Here is a 20492-nt window from a genome sequence, read left to right on the forward strand (position 1 = left end):
GTATGGCAGAAGTTACATCAATTCGACCGGCCGACCTGAGGGCAATTGAGAATAATCTGGGAGCGATCCACAGAGATCTTCAGACTCTGGATTCGGAGATCGGAGGAGTAAGAAATGACGTGAAAGTCGTGTATGATGAGATCGGCAGTCTTGCTGCTGAATTCCACGACTTTGTAAATGTATAGGTTCGGGCGAACAGACTGGGACAGGCAGAAACCCGTCTGGTAAAGATTCGTCAGGAACTGGAGAAGAAATATGGTCATTATGATATCGTCAGAAGAACAACGACAGGTATCCTTCAGGCTGATGACCTTGGAATTGTAAAGAAAGATACGATCAGCAGTGCTACTGAGGAAATCATGATCTCCACACCGGGATACTGGCTTGCACCTTGTCTGGTTGCACTTGCCGCATGGATCAATGACCAGCCGGAACTGGCAGAAAAGGCATTGAAAGAAGGGATTAAACGTAATGATGAAAAGACGTCTCTGTTTTTTGCCCTGATCTGCAGAAGAGCGGATCGGAAACAGGCATGCCTGAAGTGGACACAGCGTTATCTGGAAAATCAGGATGAAGAAGATCTTGACAGAAAAGCAATCATTGTCCTGGATGCATATGCCGGCGGACTTCTGGGAGCAGATTCTGAGGGTGTGATCTCCAGACAGATCGGAGACTGGATGGAACATCTTTCCGAAAAACCGGGCTTTTTTGAAAATCAGACAGCACAGTGGTCAGACGCTATTAATGCCAAGCGTGAGCCAATCGATACCAATTCTTATGTATACCTGAAGAAGTACAGTAAGACATGGCCGGTATTGGAGGATATTCTGGAAGGAGCCAATCTTCATGCCAAGATGCTGGATTACTTTACCAATATCTTTACACAGGAAGCATCTACGGATTCCATTAAAGAGCAGCTGGATGAGATCCTGAACAGTCTGGTGACGGATTTTGATGACGAAGAATTGCCGCTGCGAAAAGAAGAAAAATTCGAACAGTTTGTAGTTGATTTTGGCGGAGATGAAAACAGAGCAAAACAGAATATGGCAATAGAACAGACCGCATTTGAAACGCATAAAGACTTTACCCAGTTGCTGACTGATGCGGCAATGAAGCCGGAGAGCTCTCATTCCAGCGTTTCTACGCAGAAATTTGCACTTGCGCTGTCAAAGGAATGGGTAAGTAATGCCTATAATGATGTCATTGCTCAGAATCGCATGAAGATTCCGAATGAGATCGAGATCAATATTGATACATTTAATGATAAGACAACAGACGGACAGAATGAAGCAGAGCTGATCTACAAGTTTAATACCCTTGTAGACAATGAAAAAGCAAATGCACTTGCACAGTGTGTGATGTCTGCATTTGATACATACAGCCTGTACGCAGGAGCAGCCGTTGCCGCAATTGGTGTGTTCATGTTTATTGCCGGAAGCGTATTTCTGGGACTGATCGCGTTGATTGCAGGAGCAGGGCTGGTACTGAATCATTTCTCCAAGAAAAAGAAGATTGAAGCAAATCGTCAGAGTATTGAGGCACAGTATGAACAGAAACGTACGAATGGTTCACAGCTGATACGGGCGACGCTCGCAGAAGTGGTTGATTTCAGAGCCGAGTTTGCTGCAAAGGATGCAGAAAGCCAGAAGGTAGTTGATTTCCTGGAGCAGATATCTCCGGATCAGTATGTACGTAAACTTGCTGAGACTAACAGAAGAATCAAGATGTAGGGGGGAAGACGATGAATGCAAGATCAAAAGCGGATTTTATAAATTCAGTTGCGGGAGGAATGATACCATGCCCGAACTGTCAGAAATTGAATGAACCGGATTCCAAGTTCTGTGAAGCTTGCGGTACACGTCTGGTGAAACCGGAAGAGCCAAAGCCGGAAGCAACACCTGCATTTGAACCGGTGAAGAAAGTAGAACCGGCACCTGCATTTGAGCCGGTGAAAAAGGTAGAACCGGCACCTGCATTTGAGCCGGTGAAGAAAGTAGAACCGACACCTGCATTTGAGCCGGTGAAAAAGGTAGAACCGGCACCTGCATTTGAGCCGGTGAAGAAGGTGGAACCGGCACCTGCATTTGAGCCGGTGAAAAAGGTGGAACCGGCACCTGCATTTGAGCCGGTGAAAAAGGTGGAACCGGCACCTGCATTTGAGCCGGTGAAAAAGGTGGAACCGGCACCTGCATTTGAGCCGGTGAAAAAGACAGAAATAAAACGGGATGTGGTATATCAGGAACCGGAGAGCGTATTTGCAAAAGGACTTCCGGATTGGGATATGGTACCTCCACAGGTTATGGTCAGGAGGAAGAAGAGATAATGATACCGGCACCACATACATATGCAGAATGGGTAAATGTACTTGAAATCTTCAAAGCCAGGACAGATGATTTTGAAGTTCTGGAAGCGATGCAGAATGGCACGATCGAATGGCAGGCAGGAGTTGCAGACCGGTTTGTGAAGCGTTTGATCGATGCCGTAAATGACAGGCTGAATCATGCAACAGATAAGTTGAATAAAGATATGCAGCGAGCAGGATGGAGCGAAGGCGCACTCGTTCAGGCATTACTTGCTGCCAGAAAAGAATATGCTTTTCTGGCAAGAGCCATTAATCTGCCGGTACTGCCGGAAAAGGACAGACAGCAGTATGTACAGTTAGTAGTTGATTATGTCAATGAAAGGCAGGAGCAGCTGGAACAGTCCGCACTGGATAATCAGCGCAAGTATGACAGAAGTGGAAAGCTGCTCAGTATTGTGAAAAATCACAAGGTGAATGCGATCTGAAAAGGAGAAGAGTGAAATGAGCGATATTAATAAAAGTAAGGAATTGCTGAAAAGATATTCGATTGCACGAATTCCGTTCATCTCTATCAATACGATTGAGCCTGGTCGTACACTCGATGCGTTAAAAGAGATTGCAGATGAACTGCAGCTTCCATTCTATGCACATACGCTGACGAAAGGTGTATATGATATTTCAACGGATAAATCTTTGTGTGATGACAAGTCTGTATATGGCGCAATTGACTTTATGACAGAGCAGATGAAGAGAAAGCAGTACCTCACGATTGTCTTGACAGAGGTGCCTGATCTCAGTACGGAAAACAGTGATTCAAAACAGATACTGGCACTGGTAAATCTGGCAAATGAATCCGGCGGAATGGTAATTGTACTGACGAATAATTCTGTATGGAATCAGCTGCAGCGCCAGGGCATGACAATCAAGATTGATCTGCCGAACGAAGATGAGATGTACGCTATTATCAAAGAGTATATTGATGATTACCGAAATGAGATTCCGATTGAGTGGGACAATACAGATATTCGGGAGGCTGCATCCACACTGGCAGGCGTGACTCGTATTGAAGCGGAAAATGTAATTGCAGCACTGATTGCGAATAAGTGCATCCGCAAGTCTGATATGGATGAGATCCGTTATGCGAAGGACAGATTGTTTTCTGATATCTCAGGACTTGAAAAAATTGATGTGGATGAGAGTGTCAAGGATGTCGGAGGTCTGGCCGGACTTCGAAAATGGCTGGATGAGAAAAAAGAGCTTCTGACTCCGGAAAAGAGAGACGAGCTCCGTTCCAAAGGCCTTCAGCCGCCGCGGGGAATTCTGTTGGTTGGTGTTCCGGGCTGTGGAAAATCTCTTTCTGCGAAGTCGATTTCTGCGAATTGGAAACTTCCATTATACCGACTGGATTTTGCGACAGTTCAGGGAAGCTATGTGGGACAGTCCGAGCAGCAGCTGAAGGATGCATTGACGACTGCGGAAAATGTATCTCCGTGTATTCTCTGGATTGACGAGATTGAAAAAGGTCTGTCTGGAGCCACGGGAGGTTCAGGTGACGGCGGTGTATCGACCAGAATGGTAGGACAGTTCCTGTTCTGGATGCAGGAGTGTAAAAAACAGGTGTTTGTGGTTGCAACTGCAAATGATGTATCTATGCTCCCATCAGAGCTCCTGAGACGAGGCCGTTTTGATGAACTGTTCTTTGTTGATCTGCCGACAGCAGAGGAAAGAAAAGATATTCTGGCCTTGTATATGCGTAAATATCTGAATCTCGAATTCAGTGGAGAGTTTGCGGATAAGATTGTAGAACTGAGTGATGGATTTACAGGTGCTGACCTTGAGTCAACGGTCAGAGACCTGGCATATAGATCTATTGCAAATGATAATTTTGTTATGAGTGCAGAGAATATCATCAATGCATTCAATAATGTTGTGCCGCTTTCACAGACAAGTCCTGAAAAGATTGAGTCTATCAGAGATTGGGGAAAAGAAAGAGCCGTGCCGGCTTCCGGAAAACCGATTGGTGGAGAGCAGATTGCCCTTAAGAAGAGCGGACCAAAGACACGAAAAGTATTAGTATAGCTGATCATGTCACAGACGCGGAGGACTATCTGTCATACAGAAGGGCATCCGCGTCTGCTTTATATGTAACAGGAGATTTCAGGGGTAATTATGGAATGATAGGAGAAAGTGATGTCAGGGAATATGGAAACCGGTGGCCATTCCTCTGCGGAAGGAGGAGAAGGGCACAGTGAAGTACAGGAAACCACGGTGAATATTGAAAGCGTATCTGAAACCGGGGAAATGGATGAAAGTTTTGAAGACTGTGAATTGAAAGAAGGAACCATTGGAAAACAATCTGAGATTCAGGAGATGGAAGAAGAGGACTTCAGTGACTGCGCTAAAAATGAAGAAATTGCCGGGGAGACAGAGAAAAAAGTGCCGGATGAGACAAAAGAAACAGAAGAGGTAGCGAAAGAAACAGAAGAGATATCGAAAGAAACAGAAGAACTGCCGGAAGAGAGACTTGAGAATGCTTTGCTCGAACAAAAGAAGATGAGCGAAGAGATGGATAGAAAGTTTGAGGATGTACTGTCAAAAGAAATTGGATCAGATGAGTACAAAGAAGCGCTGAAAGAGTATAATGATCTCAAGGCACAGAAGGAAGAACTGGATGAAAAGATTCAGTCAATGGAATCGAAAAAAGATCTTGTGGAAGAAAAAACTTCTTATGAGAATCTCACAGAATATATGAATGCGCATAATTATGGGCGAGAAGACTATGAGACCTATTCTCAGGATCCGGAGTGGCGAAGATTACATAAGCAGGAGTTCCCGGATTATGAGCTTCCGCCGCTTAAAGAAAATGACAACACACAAGAGTGGAAAAGGATGTCTGTTGAGATGTCTCCGCAGGAGAATCTGGAAGCAACAAATCCGAATTTTGAGTCCGGTATAGAATGGCAAACCAACTGTCAGAGATGCGTTCCCACTTATGAGATGAGGGAGCGAGGCTATGATGTCACAGCTCTTCCGTGTACGGATGCGGATGATTATCTGTCTTACCATCCATTTGAAGTATGGGAAGACGCTGATATTCAGGCTACGATCGGAGATGGAAAAGCGGATATTGAAAGCGCCATGAATGAGTGGGGTGACGGCTCTCGTGCCCAGGTTGTAGTTCTGTGGGAGGTCGGAGACGGCGGACATACATTTATTGCAGAACAGAGGGATGGAAAGACGTACTTTACAGATCCGCAGACCGGAGAATCGGATGTATCATGGTATTTTGATAATGTCAAAGATAACTGTACTCTTTACTGTCGGATCGATGATGCAAAAACTTCGAAAAAAATAACAGAGTGTTGTAAAGGGGTTTAGAATGATGGTAGAAAAAAGTGAAGCATTGGAGATTGCAAAAAGATATTATCTGGAAAATGGCAGTCAGGAGATTACAAAGTTCTATGATGCAGAAAAGAGCTGGATCGCATTTGGAGGTCGCCCGGGAATGGCAAAGATTGGAAACAGTGGAATTGCGATCGATAAGGAACGTGGGGAAATCAGTGATTTTGTCCTTCCTTCGAAAGAAAATTTTGAATTGTTGAAAAAGGCTGTATTGGTAGAAACGGAATAAATGACAGGATATAGGAGGATATGAAGAATGCCAAGACCAATATTAAGAACACCACAGAAAAGTGAGACACAGACAAACAGTATTCTGAGTGCAACCTGTAATCAGGAACAGAAACAGAAGACACAGCAGATTGATAAGATGAAATTGGACAGACTCTTAAGACAGCCCCGTTCCAAAGCATACATGGATGCAATGCATAAGTTGGATGCGGGCGGACATGTGCATAATCAGGCGAAGGTTGACAGCATTATTAACACGATCCGTCAGGAATTTCCGGAGATTGAGCTGTCGGGCATCCTTCTTGGTTATGTATCCATCTGCTATCTGGGAAGACCGTATGAAGTCCATACGCTGGATGTAGCAGGCGGTATTATTGAGCACTACAAAGCCGGAGAAACATTGCCGAATGGGTTGGAAAAGGCAAGGGGAATTGCAATGCGCGGAGGATATGATTTTATCGAAGTATATGTGGACTGTTGCAGGGCCATCAGTTCCAATGGAACGGTATCTGTGATTTCCTGTTAATTAGACAGAGTTGAGGTGAGAGAATGAAGTGTAAAAGTTGTGGGTGTGAAGTACATGATAATGCAAAATTCTGTACAAATTGTGGGACACCGGTAGATCAGCCGGATATGACTCCTGAAAAATCCGTAATAAAGTCGGGGACAGACAGTGATAAGATCAAGATCATTATACTGGCAGCGATGCTTGTGATTGCAGTAGCTGCCGGATTGATTGTGAAAAATATGCGTCAGAATGATACTGATGAAAAATATCAGGCTTCCGCAGAAGAAGAGAAGAAGGAAGAAAAGTCAGAAAAAACAGAAGAAGAGACAGAAGAGTCACAGGAAGAAGATAATGAAAAAGAAGATACATCCGATGTATCAGAATCATCAGATCAGGATACAACCGCGAATGAAAGTTCCGCGGCCGTTCCGGCTTATCCATCCGTGAGCGAAGTTCATGTAACCAGCATTACTGCGTCCTCTTCTCTCGCTGAATACAATATGACGCACAGCCCGGAACGTGTGATGGATGGCAGTCTTTCTACAGCCTGGGTGGAAGGGGCATCCGGACAGGGAGAGTCTGAGACAATTACCATATGCTTTGATGCGAACTGCAGGGTCAGTGGAATGAGAATTAATGCCGGATATCAGAAAAGTGCGGATCTTTACAGTAAGAATTCCAGACCGTCAGTGCTTCGTGTCATATATACGGATGGAACTACAGAAGACTGTGCGCTTCAGGATATCAATGGCATGCAGGAGATTCATTTCAGCAGAGAAATGGTAACCGGTTCGATTTCGCTTATGATCGTATCTGTATATCCGGGAACGAAATATTCGGATACCGTCATATCAGAAATTCAGTTTTTCTAAGATTGCGGGATAGATGATGGGAATGTATAAACGTATATTATTCAGAATAAGTGTTCTGCTCCTGATTCTGGCGTTTGCAGCAGGAATCAGCGGCTGTTCGCATTCCGGTGAAGAGGATAAGAGCAATGTGGAGGCAACTCAGGATCTGGAGCATTCGGATCCGGAAGAAGAGCAGCAGGAAAAAGAGCAGCAGGAAAAAGAATCAGAAACCGGGAATGATGAATCAGAGGAAACAGGAGAAACAGAAGAAAATAATGCTGACGATGAGCCGGATATGCAGGTGCCAGATGAGACATTTGTCAATGTAAAAGTGTATCTGCCGGATATTTTTGTAGAATTGAAGTATGCAACAACAGATAACTTTACAGGGCAAAAGATCTATGATTTTTCGGATGCATATCTCCGCTTTGGGACAGTGAAAAAGCTGATGCAGGTGCAGGAACAGCTGAAGCAGGGAGGATTTTCATTGAAAATATGGGATGCATTCCGACCGGTATCGGCACAGTTTACCCTGTGGAATATCTGTCCGAATGCTACATATGTGGCGAATCCGAATCAGGGATATTCTTCGCACAGCAGAGGAAATACTGTTGATATTACAATTGTAAGAGACAATGGAGAAGAGATTCCGATGCCCTCCGGATTTGATGATTTTTCAGCCAGGGCGGATCGCGACTATAGTGATTGTGGTTTGGATGCGGCGAAAAACGCACAGGAACTGGAACGTTTAATGACAGAAAACGGGTTTCGGCCATATGCAGGAGAATGGTGGCATTATACGGATGAGGAAGATTATCCGGTAGAAGAAGTTTTCTGTCCGGAATAATCAGAGGAATGAGGAGGAATGAAAAAGTGAAGTGCCCGAATTGTGGAATGGAAGTAAAGGAGAATGCAAAGTTCTGTACGAACTGTGGAACACCTGTCGAATTCAGGACAGAACAGCAGCCGTGGCAACAGCCGGAAATGCAGCCGGCTCCGCCAAAAAAAGGAATGAATGATCAGAAGAAGATTTTGTTGATTGTCGGTGTACTGGTACTTGCCGCTGTGCTTGGATTGGTTGTAAAAACTATAAAGAATAAAGACGCAGAAGAAGATGTCTTTGATATGGAAGAGTTTCTGGCTGAAGAGGAAGAAAAGGAAGAAGAAAGCAGCGAAGATATGTCTGAGGAAGAAGTGGATGAGGAGTCAGAAAAAGATGTCGAAGAGGAAGAACCGGTATATGACTCAACGGAAGGTGGAATTCACAGATATGATTATGTAATTGATGACTGCACATGGCAGGAAGCATTTGCCAAAGCGCGACAGGCCGGCGGATATCTGGTGCATATCAACAGCAGAGAGGAATATAATTATATTCTGTCGGACATTGCCAGACTGGGATACAATAAGATCCAGTTCCGACTTGGAGGACGCCGTGATGCTAATGGCGTAGATTATTACTGGGTGGATGAAAATAATGAACTCTATGGGGATGTGCTTAATTCACCGGAATATTGGGCATATGGCGAATGGATGCAGGGAGAACCAAGTTTTCAGGATGGTGATATAGCAGAAGACTGCATGGATTTTTATTATTATGAAAATGAGAACAGGTGGACCTGGAATGATGTACCGAATGATATTATCAGTGTGGTTCCGTATTTCAGTGGAAAGATAGGATATATTGTGGAATATGAAGATTAGAAGATATAGTCTGCTGGCGGTCGCCGTACTTCTGTTATTGTGCAGTGGCTGCAGCAGTAAAAAAAGCGGTGATGAGAAGACAAGAGACGCGACACCGCTGGAAGCGTCGACTGAAGATGCAGGTGGGAAAGATACAGAACAGAAAAACGAAGAGAATGAGATGGAAGAGAAGATCAATCAGTATCTGCAGACAATGACACTTGAGGAAAAGGTGGCCCAGATGTTTATTGTGCTGCCGGAATCACTTGTAGAAGGAGTGGATCCTGTCATTGCAGCGGCAGATGCGACCAGAAATGCGATTGATCAGATTCCGGTTGGTGGATTTGTATATCTGGACAGTAATCTGCAGTCACCGGAACAGGTGAAGACGATGCTTGCAAATGTGCAGTCCTACAGCATGGAACGGATCGGCCTTCCGGCACTTTTGTGTGTGGATGAAGAAGGAGGAACGGTTGCAAGGATCAGTGGAACCGGAAAGTTTAATGTTCCGGCCGTTGAAAATATGTCCGTGATCGGACAGGCCAATGATACGAACAGGGCCAGGGAGATTGGTGCGTCCATCGGTGCTTCTCTGGCAGAATTGGGGTTTAATGTTGATTTTGCACCGGTTGCGGATGTACTGACCAACCCGGAGAATCAGGTTGTAAAAAAACGTTCATTCGGGACGGATCCACAGGTTGTCTCCGATATGTGTCAGGCAGTGGCGGAAGGATTGTCAGAATCCGGTATATATGCGACATATAAGCATTTTCCGGGACACGGGACGACTTCGGCAGATACACATGCCGGATATGCATATTCTGATAAAACACTGGAGGAGTTGGAATCGTGTGAGTTGATTCCATTTCAGAGGGGGATTGCGGATGGAATCTCTTTTGTGATGGTCGGACATATCTCTATGCCGGGGATCACGGGGAATCAGGAACCGGCCTCTCTTTCTGAACACATGATCACAGAAGTACTGAGGAAAAAGATGGGATATGACGGCATTGTCATTACAGACGCTATGAATATGGGGGCCATTGTACAACAGTATTCTTCATCGGAAGCGGCTGTTAAGACTATACAGGCAGGGACGGATCTGATCCTGATGCCTGCGGATTTCCGGTCTGCCTATGAAGGGGTAATAGAGGCAGTTCGTAACGGAGAAATATCGCAGGAGAGAATCGATCAGTCGGTAACAAGAATCTTATCTGTAAAACTACAGATAAAATAAAAAGAAAGAGAGAATAAAATATGCAAGAGGTTTTTGAATCAATTAATGGTATCTTTGCGTTTATCGGTCCTTTATCGGATTTTTTATGGGATTTTCCGACGAATTTTGAATGGTATGCTTCCATTCCTCTGCTGGGTAACTTTTCATTTGCCATTATCCTGTTATTAGGTTCCGGTATCTTTTTCAGTTTCCGGATTGGATTCATGCAGGTGACGCATTTTAAAAAAGGAATCGGAATCATGATGGAGAAGCGTACGGTGGATACGGGAATCTCTCCGCTTGCGGCATTTCTTCTCAGCTCTGCCATGCGCGTGGGGCCGGGAAATATCATTGGCGTAACGGGAGCGATTGCAGTAGGAGGACCTGGAGCATTATTCTGGATGTGGATCTCTGCGTTCTTCGGAATGGCGGTAGCCTATATGGAAGGTGTTCTGGCGCAGATTTTCAAAGAAAAGAAGGACGATGAGTTTATTGGGGGTCTTCCGTTCTATGGAAGAAAGCTTCTTGGCAATAAGGTATGGATTGGGGTATTTCTGTCACTGCTTTATATCCTGTATGCATTTTGCTGTCTTCCCGCACAGGGATTCAATGTTGTATCTTCTCTTGGAAGAATGGCTGAGATTGTGACGGGATCATCCATTGCTTCCGATTCTGCATTTTATTATGTGGTTGGTGCGCTGACGATTGTTCTGACCGCGATCATTGCTTTCGGAGGAATCAAAAAAGTAACAAAGTGGACAGATAAGATGGTGCCGGTGATGGCAGTTCTTTATATTGTGACGGTTCTGGTTCTGATCGTTCTGAATATCGGATCGGTTCCATACTTCTTTGGTGCAGTATTTTCCGGTGCTTTTCGACCGGAAGCATTCTTTGGAGGTATGTTTGGAACCGTGCTTGCACAGGGGGTAAAGCGAGGCTTGATGTCCAACGAGGCAGGACAGGGTACCATTACCATGTCTGCGGCAGCTTCTGATGCGAAGCATCCTTGCGAGCAGGGAATTCTGGCATCCATCGGTGTTTTTCTGGATACGATTGTGATCTGTACACTATCCGGATTTGTTGTGGTGATGGCGCACTGCTGGGACGGACCAAATGCAGAAGCGTGGGCTGGTCTGGATAAATTGCCGAAATTTACCGAATCAATTGCACAGCTGACACCGGGAACGGCCGCAAATGCAATCGTAACTTTCCTGATTACATTGTGTTTTGGCATGTTTGCTTACACCTGTCTTCTTGGAATGATCAGCTTTTCTGAGATTGCAGCAAACCGTATCCGAAAAGACAGAGGGTTTATTAATATCGTCAGAGGAATTGCCCTTTTTGTAGCTGCATTTGGTATCCTCTGTAATATTGCAGGACTGGAACTTGGAAATCTGTGGGCATTTTCAGATCTGGGAAATATTCTGATTGTATTTTTCAATGTTCCGATTGTATATGTGGGTTCAAGATATGTGCTGCGGGCAACGAAACATTATAAGAAGAATGATGGAACTCCATTTACATCAGAAGTGATCGGAAGAAATGACTGTGCTTTCTGGGATGAACGTGCAAAGAATTTGAAATAGGTATAAAAAGGGAGTGTCGTACTAAGGCGCGCAGCGCCCAGTCTCAACTATATTTTTTGCCACAACGTCATCACTCTATGTTATGTGACGGATTTCTTATTAAATCTCTGAGATGACCCAGTAGAGATTTTTTGCAATTGCAGTCACCTGAAAAAGGCTATCACAAAGGACGGCCTTTTGTCTAAGACAGGAGGAGTAGATAAATGTGCAAAGAGGGGACGTCGCAGTAACAGCTGAATAGCCGTTACTGCGGTGTCCCCTTCAGTTCATATGCTGAAAATGCAATAAACTATGCAAATCACATAAACATGTTGCCGGTTCCTACATACCGGATGCCGTCTTCGAAGACGCGTTTTCCTCCAAGAGTGACAAGCTTTACATCATTCAAAAGGGTGATATCCTGGCTTAAGTCACCGCCGACTACCAGAAGATCTGCGTCCAGACCTTCTTTAACCAGTCCGCGTTCATTTTCGAAGCCAAGTACCTTTGCAGGATTGGAGGTTGCAGTCTGGATAGCCTGCACCGGAGTGATACCGTATTCTACCATGTACTGAAGTTCTCTTGGAAGCGGAAGAAGCGGAGAACCGTATACGACCATGTCTGTTCCGGCAAGTATGGTAACACCGGTATCATAAAACTTTTTGAAGTTATCTCGATAAGCTTTGTAAGCCGGTTCAAAATACTCCCAGTTAGCCATTTCCTTTTGCATAACAGGATCATTGACCGGTTTTCCTGCACATTCTTCCAGGTTTTTCTTTGTGATCTCATAGAGATAAGTATAAGCCATAATGGTAGGAGTCCAGGCAAGTCCTTTTTCCGCCATCTGCTGTGCCTGCTCATAAGTCATGAAAGTACCGTGTTCGATGGTGTCAAAGCCGGCATCAATACTCATCTGAATTCCTGGCTGGGTTCCGGCGTGGATGCCGCACTTGATGCCTCTGCGATGGCATTCATCGACGGCCGCATCCAGTTCTTCCTGCGTATACTCAGGGATATGGCTTCTATGCGTAGTAAGAATCTTCACCCATTCTGCTCCGTCACGCACCTGGCGGCGGATCTCTTTGCGGATCTCCCATGGTCCGTCTACCTGGGCGATATCATCATCCCATCCATGACCTCCGGTCATGCACATTCCATTGTCAACATGTGTAATTCTCGGGATTGTGATAAATCCTTTTTCCGCAGCCATCTTTAATGTAGCACATAGCTTTCTTGCAGAAGTCATGTCACGTACACTGGTAATGCCGCGTTCAAAGGCGGCCTGTGCGTGCTGTAATGCATACAAAGTGATCAGCTGATCATTGTAATTGAAGCTGTCAGGCTGTGAGAACCAGTAGCCAAGATGCACATGCATATCGCACAGACCCGGTAAAAGAGTCGCATCTCCATAATCTCTGACCTCTTTTTCCGGGAATTCAGCAATCAGTGCCTCTTTGGTTCCAATCTTTTTAATCTTTCCGTTCTCAATAGCAACTGCCTGGTTTTCCAGTACTGTTTTACCGTCACCGGTAATGATGTGTTTTGCACAAATAATCATATTCATTCCCTGCCTTTTGCATAAATATTAATTATATTATACCATTTATGCATTGAGAGAGCAAACATATCTGACCAGAGGTTCTATGGAATTCCGGTCGCAAAAATCCACCTTTTTTCCATAAGTATCAAGCATCATGTGATCTTCCTCGGTCAACTCGGAAGGGTCTTTTGAGACCATGACCTTGTGGAGCATAGCCATCATGGACTTGTGAATGAAGTTCAGACGGGAGTAATCAATACCGCCGCGCAGATGAAAGATCTGCATCGCGTTCATCATATCCGGGGTCAGAACCCTGGACAGTCCTTCGCGGATGTGGGATACATTATTCTTATCCTGTGGATCGGCAACTCCACAGGTGAATAAAACAAGATTTTTTTCTTTGATGGAATCATAATTTTTTGTAAGGAGTGAGATGCCGCTGACACCGCCTGCATACAGACCGCCTCCATAGATGATCGTGTCATATTCGGAAAGGGAAGAGGGACGAACGGACCGTCTTTCAAGAACCGGGCAGGACAGAGCCCCGGCAATCCATTCAGCATAGCGCCTGGTAGATCCATATTTTGATTCATATATTACAATTGTCTGATTCATAATAACCTCCGGATCATATGATGTAAAATATAACAATACGTTGAAAAGTATAAAATGTCACAGTTGTAACATTTTCATTTCTATAGTATACTAAAGCAATATAAGAAATCAATAACAGGATGGAAAGTGCTACATAATCGCTTTTTTGTGACAGTTTGGAGAATGGTGGTATGAATGGACATCAGAGACAACAGGAGATATCCAGGCATATGATAGAAGATGCTTTCTTCATGTTGCTGGGCAGAGAACCATATGAAAGAATTACCGTGTCAGAGATTGCCGATAAGGCAGAAGTCTCCAGGAGGACATTTTACCGTCTGTACGGTGGAAAGGAAGAAGTCCTGAGAAACTGGCTGGAACGACTTTGTGAAGAATACCGGACAGGATATCCGGCACTTGAAAAGTATGATATCCGGCAGATATCCATGGACTATTTTCAATTCTGGTACAGGCACCGGGAACGACTTCTTCTGATGCACAAAAATGGACTTGGACTCTATATTCTGTATTATGCAACGGGGCATCTGTCTCACAGAGTGATGGAAAAGCGAATCGGAGAGGAACGGGCAGGAAGCAGATCGCAGGCAGAATATTTTATGGAGTATTCTGCAGGTGGATTCGGAAATCTTCTGTTCCGGTGGCTGGAGACCGGGATGAAGGAAAGTCCGCAGGAATACGCAGTTTCTGTGAGCAATTCCATATGCAGGATTCTATCGCCTTCCGTGGAGACCTGAGGGAATGGTCTATGCTTACATTCAAATAAAATTATATAATATTGAGAGGTACAATTATGAAAAAAAGAGATTCATTCAGCTCGAGATGGGGGTTTATCCTTGCCTGTATCGGGTCAGCAGTAGGAATGGGAAATATCTGGATGTTTCCGACCAGAGTGTCATTATATGGGGGAGGATCCTTTATTATTCCCTATTTTATCTTTGTAATCCTGATCGGATCAACCGGAATCATTGGAGAGATGAGTTTCGGAAGAGCCACAAGATCCGGTCCGGTGGATGCATTTGGATATGCGTGTGAAAGGAAGGGGAATCGGAAAATAGGCGAAGCCATCGGTCTGATTCCGGTTCTGGGATCACTTGCAATGGCGATCGGATACACGGTCGTGCTTGGATGGATCCTGAAGTATGCGGTTGGAACATTTACAGGTACAACACTTGCTGCGAATGACGTGGAAGGATTTGGAGCGGCGTTTGGAGGTATGGCTTCCGCATTCGGAAATAATGGATGGCTGCTGGGAGCTCTGGTTCTGGCTGTATTGATTCTGATGCTGGGTGTGAAAAGCGGGATTGAAAAAGCCAATAAAGTCATGATGCCGGTGTTTTTCATTCTGTTTCTGATACTGGGAATCTATGTCTTTTTTCAGCCGGGAGCAAGTGAAGGATATCGATATATTTTCCGTGTGGATCCAAAAGCGCTTGCGGATCCGACCACCTGGATCTTTGCGCTTGGGCAGGCATTTTTCTCCCTGTCAATTGCCGGAAACGGAACGCTGATCTATGGATCCTATCTGTCTGATGAGGAGAATATTCCTGCATCCGCAGGGCGTGTGGCATTCTTTGATACTCTGGCGGCACTTCTCGCAGCGCTGGTGATCATACCGGCGATGGCAACAACCGGAAGCCAGCTGAATCAGGGGGGACCGGGACTGATGTTTATCTTCCTGCCCAATCTGTTCAAATCCATGCCGGGCGGACATGTGGTTGCGATTATATTCTTTGTGGCAGTGTTGTTTGCGGGAATGTCTTCCCTGATCAATCTTTATGAGGCACCAATTGCGACTGTACAGGAAAAGTTCGGCCTCGGACGGGTGCAAGCATGTGCGCTTACGGGTGTTTTCAGCGCTGTTGTGGCAGTCTGCATTCAGGGGATCGTGTCCGGATGGATGGATGTACTGTCCATCTACATCTGCCCGCTGGGAGCAGGACTTGCTGCGATCATGTTCTTCTGGATCTGCGGTAAGGAATATGTAGAAGAACAGGTAAATAAAGGACGGGAAAAGAAAATAAGCAGCAAGGTCTATTATGTAAGCAAATATCTGTTTTGTCCGATCTGTTTTCTGGTTCTGATTCTGGGAATTGTGATGGGCGGAATCGGCTAAATTATAAAAAAGTATTTTAAAAAGTCATATTTTTTGTGGAAAATACATCTTGAAATTGACACATACGATCTATATAATGAATAAAGTTTTTTTGACAGGACTGTCGCAAATGAATTAAATTTGCGACAGTCCTGTCATATGCCAAAAATCTTTTGAAGTTGGAGGATATACAGATGCACAATGATATGACAACAGGCAACCCGACAAAGATTATATTGAACTTTACATTTCCGATTCTGGTCGGAAATATATTTCAGCAGTTATATAGTATGGTGGATACCGTAATAGTTGGTAAATTTGTCGGCAATACGGCTCTTGCGGCAGTTGGATCCTGTGGAACGCTGATGTTTCTGATTCTTGGATTTCTGATGGGACTGACTGCAGGATTCACCGTAATTACGGCACAGCACTTCGGGGCAGGAAATATGCGGGCGGTGCGCCAGTCTGTGGTATCAGCGGCCATTCTCTCTGCAATCATCTCAGTCGTTCTCACATTTTTAAGTATGATATTGATGAAGAAGATCCTGTGCTGGATGAATACACCGGCCGACATGTATGATCAGGCCTACAGCTATATCATGATCATCTGTGGAGGAATTGTGGCACAGGTACTTTATAATCTTCTTTCCAGTCTTTTAAGGGCGGTGGGAGACAGTAAGCGACCTTTGTATTTTCTTATCCTGGCAGCACTGTTAAACATGATCCTGGATCTTCTCTTTATCATTGTATTTCAGATGGGCGCGGCAGGGGCTGCATATGCGACTGTGATCTCACAGGGGATATCCGGAATTCTGTGTCTGATCTATATTGTAAAGAAGGTTCCGATTCTGCATCCGGGGAAGGAAGAATGGAAAATGAACTGGAATCTGGCAAAATGGCAGATGGGAATCGGTCTTCCGATGGCATTCCAGTACTCTATCACAGCGATTGGAACGATTGTTGTTCAGTCTGCACTGAATCTGCTCGGATCTGTGGCAGTTGCAGGGTTCTCAGCCGCCAACAAGATTGAGCAGGTATTTACACAGGCATATATTGCCATTGGAACCACAATGGCGACTTATTGTGCACAGAACATGGGAGCACGGCGGGTAGAACGAGTCCGCGATGGATTTCGAAGTGCTGTATGGATCGGGATTGCATATTCTGTTGTGGCAGGTTCTGTTCTTGCTTTTGCCGGAAAATATATGACAGGATTATTTGTATCAGAGAATATCAGTCAGATCACCGGATATGTGGATATCTATCTGAAATGTATTGGAGGTTCTCTGATCTTCCTGACATTCGTCAATATATATCGGAATGGCATCCAGGGAATGGGATATGGTCTGCTGCCGATGACAGCAGGGATTGCAGAATTAATCGGAAGAAGTGTGGCAGCGATCGCAGCATCCCGCGTTGGAAGCTATACCGGAATTTGTCTGGCCAGTCCGACGGCATGGATACTCGCAGGAGGTCTTCTTATCATCATGTATTGTGGGATTATGAAAAATGTCACGAAAAAAACAGAAGATAATTCCGGAGTTCACAGGTAAGATATTCCCTTTTTCGTTTTCCTGTGATATAATTTATAATAATTATGCAAAGAAAGCATAGAACATACAATTAAGGAGCATGAACTTATGAAAAGAGTATTGTTGAAACTCAGCGGGGAAGCTCTCGCAGGAGATAAAAAGACCGGATTTGATGAAGCAACCTGTATGGGCGTAGCAAAGCAGGTAAAGCAGTTGGTAGATGATGGAATTCAGGTTGCGATTGTGACCGGAGGAGGCAATTTCTGGAGGGGAAGAACCAGTGAGACGATTGACCGTGTAAAAGCAGATCAGATCGGCATGCTGGCGACGGTCATGAACTGTATCTACGTGTCCGATATCTTTCGTTATGCAGGAATGAAGACAGAAGTATTTACGCCGTTTGTATGCGGAGCATTTACGACTCTGTTTTCCAAGGACGCTGCAGTAGAAGCGCTGAATGAGGGAAAGGTCATCTTCTTCGCCGGAGGAACCGGACATCCGTATTTTTCTACGGATACAGGAGCAGTTCTTCGTGCGATTGAGATTGAGGCAGATGCAATGCTTCTGGCAAAGGCGATTGACGGAATCTATGACAGTGATCCGAAGGTAAATCCGCAGGCGAAAAAGTATGATGAGATCTCAATTCAGGAGATCATCGACAAAAAGTTGATGGCGGTTGATCTTACCGCGTCGATCATGTGCCTGGAGAATAAGATGCCGATGCTGGTGTTCGGACTGAATGAAGAGAACAGCATTGTAGAAACTATGAAGGGAACATTTACGGGAACAAAAGTGACCGTATCATAAATGAGGAGGAAAAACTATGAATGCAAGACTGAATGTTTATGAAGAAAAGATGAAAAAGACGCTGGGGAATCTTGACGGAGAGCTCAGTGCAATCCGTGCCGGACGTGCCAATCCGAATGTATTGAACAAGATTGTTGTAGATTATTATGGAACACCGACTCCGATTCAGCAGGTTGCGAATGTATCCGTTCCGGAAGCACGTATGATCCAGATCCAGCCATGGGAGAAGAAGATGCTGAAGGTCATTGAAAAAGCAATTCAGGTATCTGATCTTGGAATCAATCCGACCAATGATGGTTCTACGATCCGTCTTGTTTTTCCGGAACTTACAGAGGAGCGAAGAAAAGAGCTGGTAAAGGATGTTAAGAAAAAAGGAGAGGCTGCAAAGGTTGCAATCCGTAACATCCGCCGTGACGGAATTGACGCAGTAAAGAAACTGAAAGGTTCTGAAGTATCTGAAGATGAGATCAAGGATATGGAAGATGATCTTCAGAAGATGACAGACAAATATGTAAAAGAGATTGATAAGTCAGTGGAGAAGAAGTCCAAAGAAGTAATGACAGTATAAGTAAGATGAGGGCAGCCCAGGGTGACTGGGGCTGTCCTTACGTTATAGAAGGAGATTAGACAATATGAATGTACCGCAGCATGTTGCGATTATCTTGGATGGAAACGGGCGTTGGGCCAGAGCGAAGGGAATGCCGCGTAATTATGGTCATGCACAGGGAAGCAAGAATGTAGAACGTATCTGCGAGGAAGCATGGCGCATGGGGATCAAGTATCTGACGGTATATGCATTTTCTACAGAGAACTGGAACCGTCCGAAGGATGAAGTGGATGCACTGATGTCGCTTTTGAGAAATTATATGAAGACTTGCCTGAAAACGGCTGCAAAGAATGACATGAAGGTGCGTGTGATCGGGGATATATCAAGATTAGATGAGGATATCAGAAAACGGATTCTGGAGCTTGAGGAGGCGACAAAGGAGAATGGCGGCCTGAATTTTCAGATTGCCATTAATTATGGAAGCAGAGATGAGATCCTTCGCGCAGTCCGCAGGATTGCAGATGATTGCATTGCCGGAAAGATAAAGACAGAAGCGATTGATGAAGAGATCTTTGAACATTATCTGGATACGCATGATATACCGGATCCGGATCTTATGATCCGAACCAGCGGAGAACTCCGACTTTCCAATTATCTGTTATGGCAGCTGGCATATACAGAATTCTATTTTACAGACGTTCCGTGGCCTGATTTCACGAAAGAAGAGCTGTTAAAGGCGATTGAGCAGTATAACGCCAGAGATCGAAGGTACGGAGGCGTAAAGGAGGAAAAACAGAATGTTTAAGACAAGATTGTTAAGCGGAATTGTGCTTGTAATTGTACTGATTCTTACGGTCGGAAACGGTGGGGGACTGTTGTTTGGATTCCTGGCTCTGATCAGTCTGATCGGGTTATCAGAATTATACAAGGTTGTGGGAGTGCACAATAAACTGCCGGGACTGACAGGATATCTTGCGGCAGTCGTTTATTATGCTCTGGTGATTAGTTCGCATATGGAATATGTAACCCTGCTCACCATTCTTTTCCTTGTAGTTGTTATGGCAGTGTATGTATTTACATTTCCGACATACAGAGCAGAGCAGGTTATGACGGTGTTCTTTGGGCTGTTTTACGTGGCGGTTATGCTTTCTTACGTATATCAGACGAGAATGCTTGCGGATGGGGCGGTTGTTGTGTGGCTGATCTTTTTAAGCTCCTGGGGATGTGATACCTGTGCATATTGTGTGGGTATGCTGATCGGAAAGCATAAGATGGCGCCGAAGCTCAGTCCGAAAAAGTCGGTAGAAGGCGGAATCGGAGGAGTAGTCGGAGCTGCACTCCTTGGTGCACTTTTTGCTCTGGCAGCCAATCATTGGGCAGGTGCAGATGCCAATGTGCTGCATTATGCGATCATCTGCGGAGTCGGCGGCATGATCTCTCAGGTCGGAGATCTGGCTGCTTCTGCAATTAAAAGAAATCATGAGATTAAAGATTATGGTAAGCTGATTCCGGGACATGGCGGTATTCTGGATCGTTTTGACAGTGTAATATTTACGGCACCTGTCATCTATTATCTGGCAACATTCCTTGCCGGAACATTGTAA

22 protein-coding genes are annotated in these 20492 nt (G+C 44.8%); 20 read left to right on the forward strand and 2 right to left on the reverse strand.

Annotated elements, in window-relative coordinates; translation table 11 throughout:
- Positions 1-2 precede the first annotated feature (2 nt).
- The 13 genes from ABE547_RS09380 to ABE547_RS09440 all read left to right on the forward strand — a co-directional run bounded on the left by ABE547_RS09380 (position 3) and on the right by ABE547_RS09440 (position 11776).
- Positions 3-185, forward strand: coding sequence for a hypothetical protein (locus ABE547_RS09380; RefSeq protein ID WP_347378520.1), 183 nt, complete (start codon positions 3-5; stop codon positions 183-185).
- Between the two features lie 174 nt (positions 186-359).
- Positions 360-1730, forward strand: coding sequence for a hypothetical protein (locus tag ABE547_RS09385; RefSeq protein ID WP_347378521.1), 1371 nt, complete (start codon positions 360-362; stop codon positions 1728-1730).
- An 11-nt stretch (positions 1731-1741) separates the two neighbouring features.
- The gene (locus ABE547_RS09390; RefSeq protein WP_347378522.1) at positions 1742-2323 is read left to right on the forward strand and encodes a zinc-ribbon domain-containing protein; all 582 of its coding nucleotides are present in this window, start codon (positions 1742-1744) and stop codon (positions 2321-2323) included.
- Positions 2323-2787, forward strand: coding sequence for a hypothetical protein (locus ABE547_RS09395; protein WP_347378523.1), 465 nt, complete (start codon positions 2323-2325; stop codon positions 2785-2787). The genes ABE547_RS09390 and ABE547_RS09395 overlap by 1 nt, the downstream gene beginning before the upstream one ends.
- Before the next feature lie 16 nt (positions 2788-2803).
- Positions 2804-4381 (forward strand): AAA family ATPase, encoded by a 1578-nt coding sequence (locus tag ABE547_RS09400; protein WP_347378524.1) that lies wholly within the window; start codon positions 2804-2806, stop codon positions 4379-4381.
- A gap of 111 nt (positions 4382-4492) precedes the next feature.
- The gene (locus tag ABE547_RS09405; protein ID WP_347378525.1) at positions 4493-5680 is read left to right on the forward strand and encodes a toxin glutamine deamidase domain-containing protein; all 1188 of its coding nucleotides are present in this window, start codon (positions 4493-4495) and stop codon (positions 5678-5680) included.
- Between the two features lies 1 nt (position 5681).
- Entirely contained in the window at positions 5682-5933 is a 252-nt protein-coding gene (locus tag ABE547_RS09410; protein WP_347378526.1) for a hypothetical protein, read from the forward strand.
- 27 nt (positions 5934-5960) lie between these two features.
- Positions 5961-6458 (forward strand): hypothetical protein, encoded by a 498-nt coding sequence (locus ABE547_RS09415; protein WP_347378527.1) that lies wholly within the window; start codon positions 5961-5963, stop codon positions 6456-6458.
- Positions 6459-6481: 23 nt separating this feature from the next.
- A complete protein-coding gene (locus ABE547_RS09420) occupies positions 6482-7312 on the forward strand; it encodes a zinc-ribbon domain-containing protein (RefSeq protein ID WP_347378528.1) in 831 nt (276 codons plus the stop codon).
- Positions 7313-7334: 22 nt separating this feature from the next.
- A complete protein-coding gene (locus ABE547_RS09425; RefSeq protein WP_347378529.1) occupies positions 7335-8138 on the forward strand; it encodes a M15 family metallopeptidase in 804 nt (267 codons plus the stop codon).
- 26 nt (positions 8139-8164) lie between these two features.
- Positions 8165-8995, forward strand: coding sequence for a zinc-ribbon domain-containing protein (locus ABE547_RS09430; protein ID WP_347378530.1), 831 nt, complete (start codon positions 8165-8167; stop codon positions 8993-8995).
- Entirely contained in the window at positions 8985-10211 is a 1227-nt protein-coding gene (locus ABE547_RS09435) for a glycoside hydrolase family 3 protein (RefSeq protein ID WP_347378531.1), read from the forward strand. The genes ABE547_RS09430 and ABE547_RS09435 overlap by 11 nt, the downstream gene beginning before the upstream one ends.
- 20 nt (positions 10212-10231) lie before the next feature.
- On the forward strand, positions 10232-11776 hold the full coding sequence (locus tag ABE547_RS09440) for an amino acid carrier protein (protein WP_347378532.1): 1545 nt from the start codon (positions 10232-10234) through the stop codon (positions 11774-11776).
- A gap of 298 nt (positions 11777-12074) precedes the next feature.
- Here ABE547_RS09440 and ABE547_RS09445 read toward each other — a convergent pair whose 3' ends face one another.
- The gene (locus ABE547_RS09445; RefSeq protein ID WP_347378533.1) at positions 12075-13319 is read right to left on the reverse strand and encodes an amidohydrolase family protein; all 1245 of its coding nucleotides are present in this window, start codon (positions 13317-13319) and stop codon (positions 12075-12077) included.
- Positions 13320-13358: 39 nt separating this feature from the next.
- Positions 13359-13910 (reverse strand): flavodoxin domain-containing protein, encoded by a 552-nt coding sequence (locus ABE547_RS09450; protein WP_347378534.1) that lies wholly within the window; start codon positions 13908-13910, stop codon positions 13359-13361.
- A 170-nt stretch (positions 13911-14080) separates the two neighbouring features.
- Between ABE547_RS09450 and ABE547_RS09455 the strand changes: the two genes are divergently transcribed.
- The 7 genes from ABE547_RS09455 (at position 14081) to ABE547_RS09485 (ending at position 20492) form a co-directional block, all read left to right on the forward strand.
- On the forward strand, positions 14081-14644 hold the full coding sequence (locus tag ABE547_RS09455; RefSeq protein ID WP_347378535.1) for a TetR/AcrR family transcriptional regulator: 564 nt from the start codon (positions 14081-14083) through the stop codon (positions 14642-14644).
- Between the two features lie 56 nt (positions 14645-14700).
- Positions 14701-16023: a sodium-dependent transporter gene (locus tag ABE547_RS09460; protein WP_347378536.1), complete on the forward strand. Its 1323-nt coding sequence runs from the start codon at positions 14701-14703 to the stop codon at positions 16021-16023.
- Positions 16024-16196: 173 nt separating this feature from the next.
- Complete coding sequence (locus ABE547_RS09465; protein ID WP_347378537.1) at positions 16197-17555, forward strand: MATE family efflux transporter; 1359 nt, start codon at positions 16197-16199, stop codon at positions 17553-17555.
- Positions 17556-17642: 87 nt separating this feature from the next.
- The gene (pyrH, locus tag ABE547_RS09470; RefSeq protein ID WP_347378538.1) at positions 17643-18341 is read left to right on the forward strand and encodes a UMP kinase; all 699 of its coding nucleotides are present in this window, start codon (positions 17643-17645) and stop codon (positions 18339-18341) included.
- Positions 18342-18357: 16 nt separating this feature from the next.
- Positions 18358-18909, forward strand: coding sequence for a ribosome recycling factor (gene frr, locus ABE547_RS09475; protein ID WP_347378539.1), 552 nt, complete (start codon positions 18358-18360; stop codon positions 18907-18909).
- A gap of 31 nt (positions 18910-18940) precedes the next feature.
- Positions 18941-19693 carry an isoprenyl transferase gene (locus tag ABE547_RS09480; RefSeq protein WP_347378581.1) on the forward strand — a complete coding sequence of 251 codons (753 nt, stop codon included), beginning with the start codon at positions 18941-18943 and terminating at the stop codon, positions 19691-19693.
- Entirely contained in the window at positions 19686-20492 is an 807-nt protein-coding gene (locus ABE547_RS09485; protein ID WP_347378540.1) for a phosphatidate cytidylyltransferase, read from the forward strand. The genes ABE547_RS09480 and ABE547_RS09485 overlap by 8 nt, the downstream gene beginning before the upstream one ends.

Origin of the sequence: Dorea sp. YH-dor226, from assembly GCF_039832105.1 — a bacterium.
Classification (GTDB): Bacteria; Bacillota; Clostridia; order Lachnospirales; family Lachnospiraceae; genus Dorea_A.

Bases quoted from the DNA above. Each gene is read 5' to 3' on its own strand.
- ABE547_RS09440 (WP_347378532.1), top strand. From the start codon at position 10,232: ATGCAAGAGGTTTTTGAATCAATTAATGGTATCTTTGCGTTTATCGGT.
- ABE547_RS09455 (WP_347378535.1), top strand. From the start codon at position 14,081: ATGAATGGACATCAGAGACAACAGGAGATATCCAGGCATATGATAGAA.
- ABE547_RS09405 (WP_347378525.1), top strand. From the start codon at position 4,493: ATGTCAGGGAATATGGAAACCGGTGGCCATTCCTCTGCGGAAGGAGGA.
- ABE547_RS09395 (WP_347378523.1), top strand. From the start codon at position 2,323: ATGATACCGGCACCACATACATATGCAGAATGGGTAAATGTACTTGAA.
- ABE547_RS09415 (WP_347378527.1), top strand. From the start codon at position 5,961: ATGCCAAGACCAATATTAAGAACACCACAGAAAAGTGAGACACAGACA.
- ABE547_RS09410 (WP_347378526.1), top strand. From the start codon at position 5,682: ATGATGGTAGAAAAAAGTGAAGCATTGGAGATTGCAAAAAGATATTAT.
- ABE547_RS09390 (WP_347378522.1), top strand. From the start codon at position 1,742: ATGAATGCAAGATCAAAAGCGGATTTTATAAATTCAGTTGCGGGAGGA.
- ABE547_RS09400 (WP_347378524.1), top strand. From the start codon at position 2,804: ATGAGCGATATTAATAAAAGTAAGGAATTGCTGAAAAGATATTCGATT.
- ABE547_RS09425 (WP_347378529.1), top strand. From the start codon at position 7,335: ATGTATAAACGTATATTATTCAGAATAAGTGTTCTGCTCCTGATTCTG.
- ABE547_RS09465 (WP_347378537.1), top strand. From the start codon at position 16,197: ATGCACAATGATATGACAACAGGCAACCCGACAAAGATTATATTGAAC.
- ABE547_RS09485 (WP_347378540.1), top strand. From the start codon at position 19,686: ATGTTTAAGACAAGATTGTTAAGCGGAATTGTGCTTGTAATTGTACTG.
- ABE547_RS09420 (WP_347378528.1), top strand. From the start codon at position 6,482: ATGAAGTGTAAAAGTTGTGGGTGTGAAGTACATGATAATGCAAAATTC.
- ABE547_RS09445 (WP_347378533.1), bottom strand. From the start codon at position 13,319: ATGAATATGATTATTTGTGCAAAACACATCATTACCGGTGACGGTAAA.
- ABE547_RS09460 (WP_347378536.1), top strand. From the start codon at position 14,701: ATGAAAAAAAGAGATTCATTCAGCTCGAGATGGGGGTTTATCCTTGCC.
- frr (WP_347378539.1), top strand. From the start codon at position 18,358: ATGAATGCAAGACTGAATGTTTATGAAGAAAAGATGAAAAAGACGCTG.
- ABE547_RS09385 (WP_347378521.1), top strand. From the start codon at position 360: ATGATCTCCACACCGGGATACTGGCTTGCACCTTGTCTGGTTGCACTT.
- ABE547_RS09435 (WP_347378531.1), top strand. From the start codon at position 8,985: ATGAAGATTAGAAGATATAGTCTGCTGGCGGTCGCCGTACTTCTGTTA.
- pyrH (WP_347378538.1), top strand. From the start codon at position 17,643: ATGAAAAGAGTATTGTTGAAACTCAGCGGGGAAGCTCTCGCAGGAGAT.
- ABE547_RS09450 (WP_347378534.1), bottom strand. From the start codon at position 13,910: ATGAATCAGACAATTGTAATATATGAATCAAAATATGGATCTACCAGG.
- ABE547_RS09380 (WP_347378520.1), top strand. From the start codon at position 3: ATGGCAGAAGTTACATCAATTCGACCGGCCGACCTGAGGGCAATTGAG.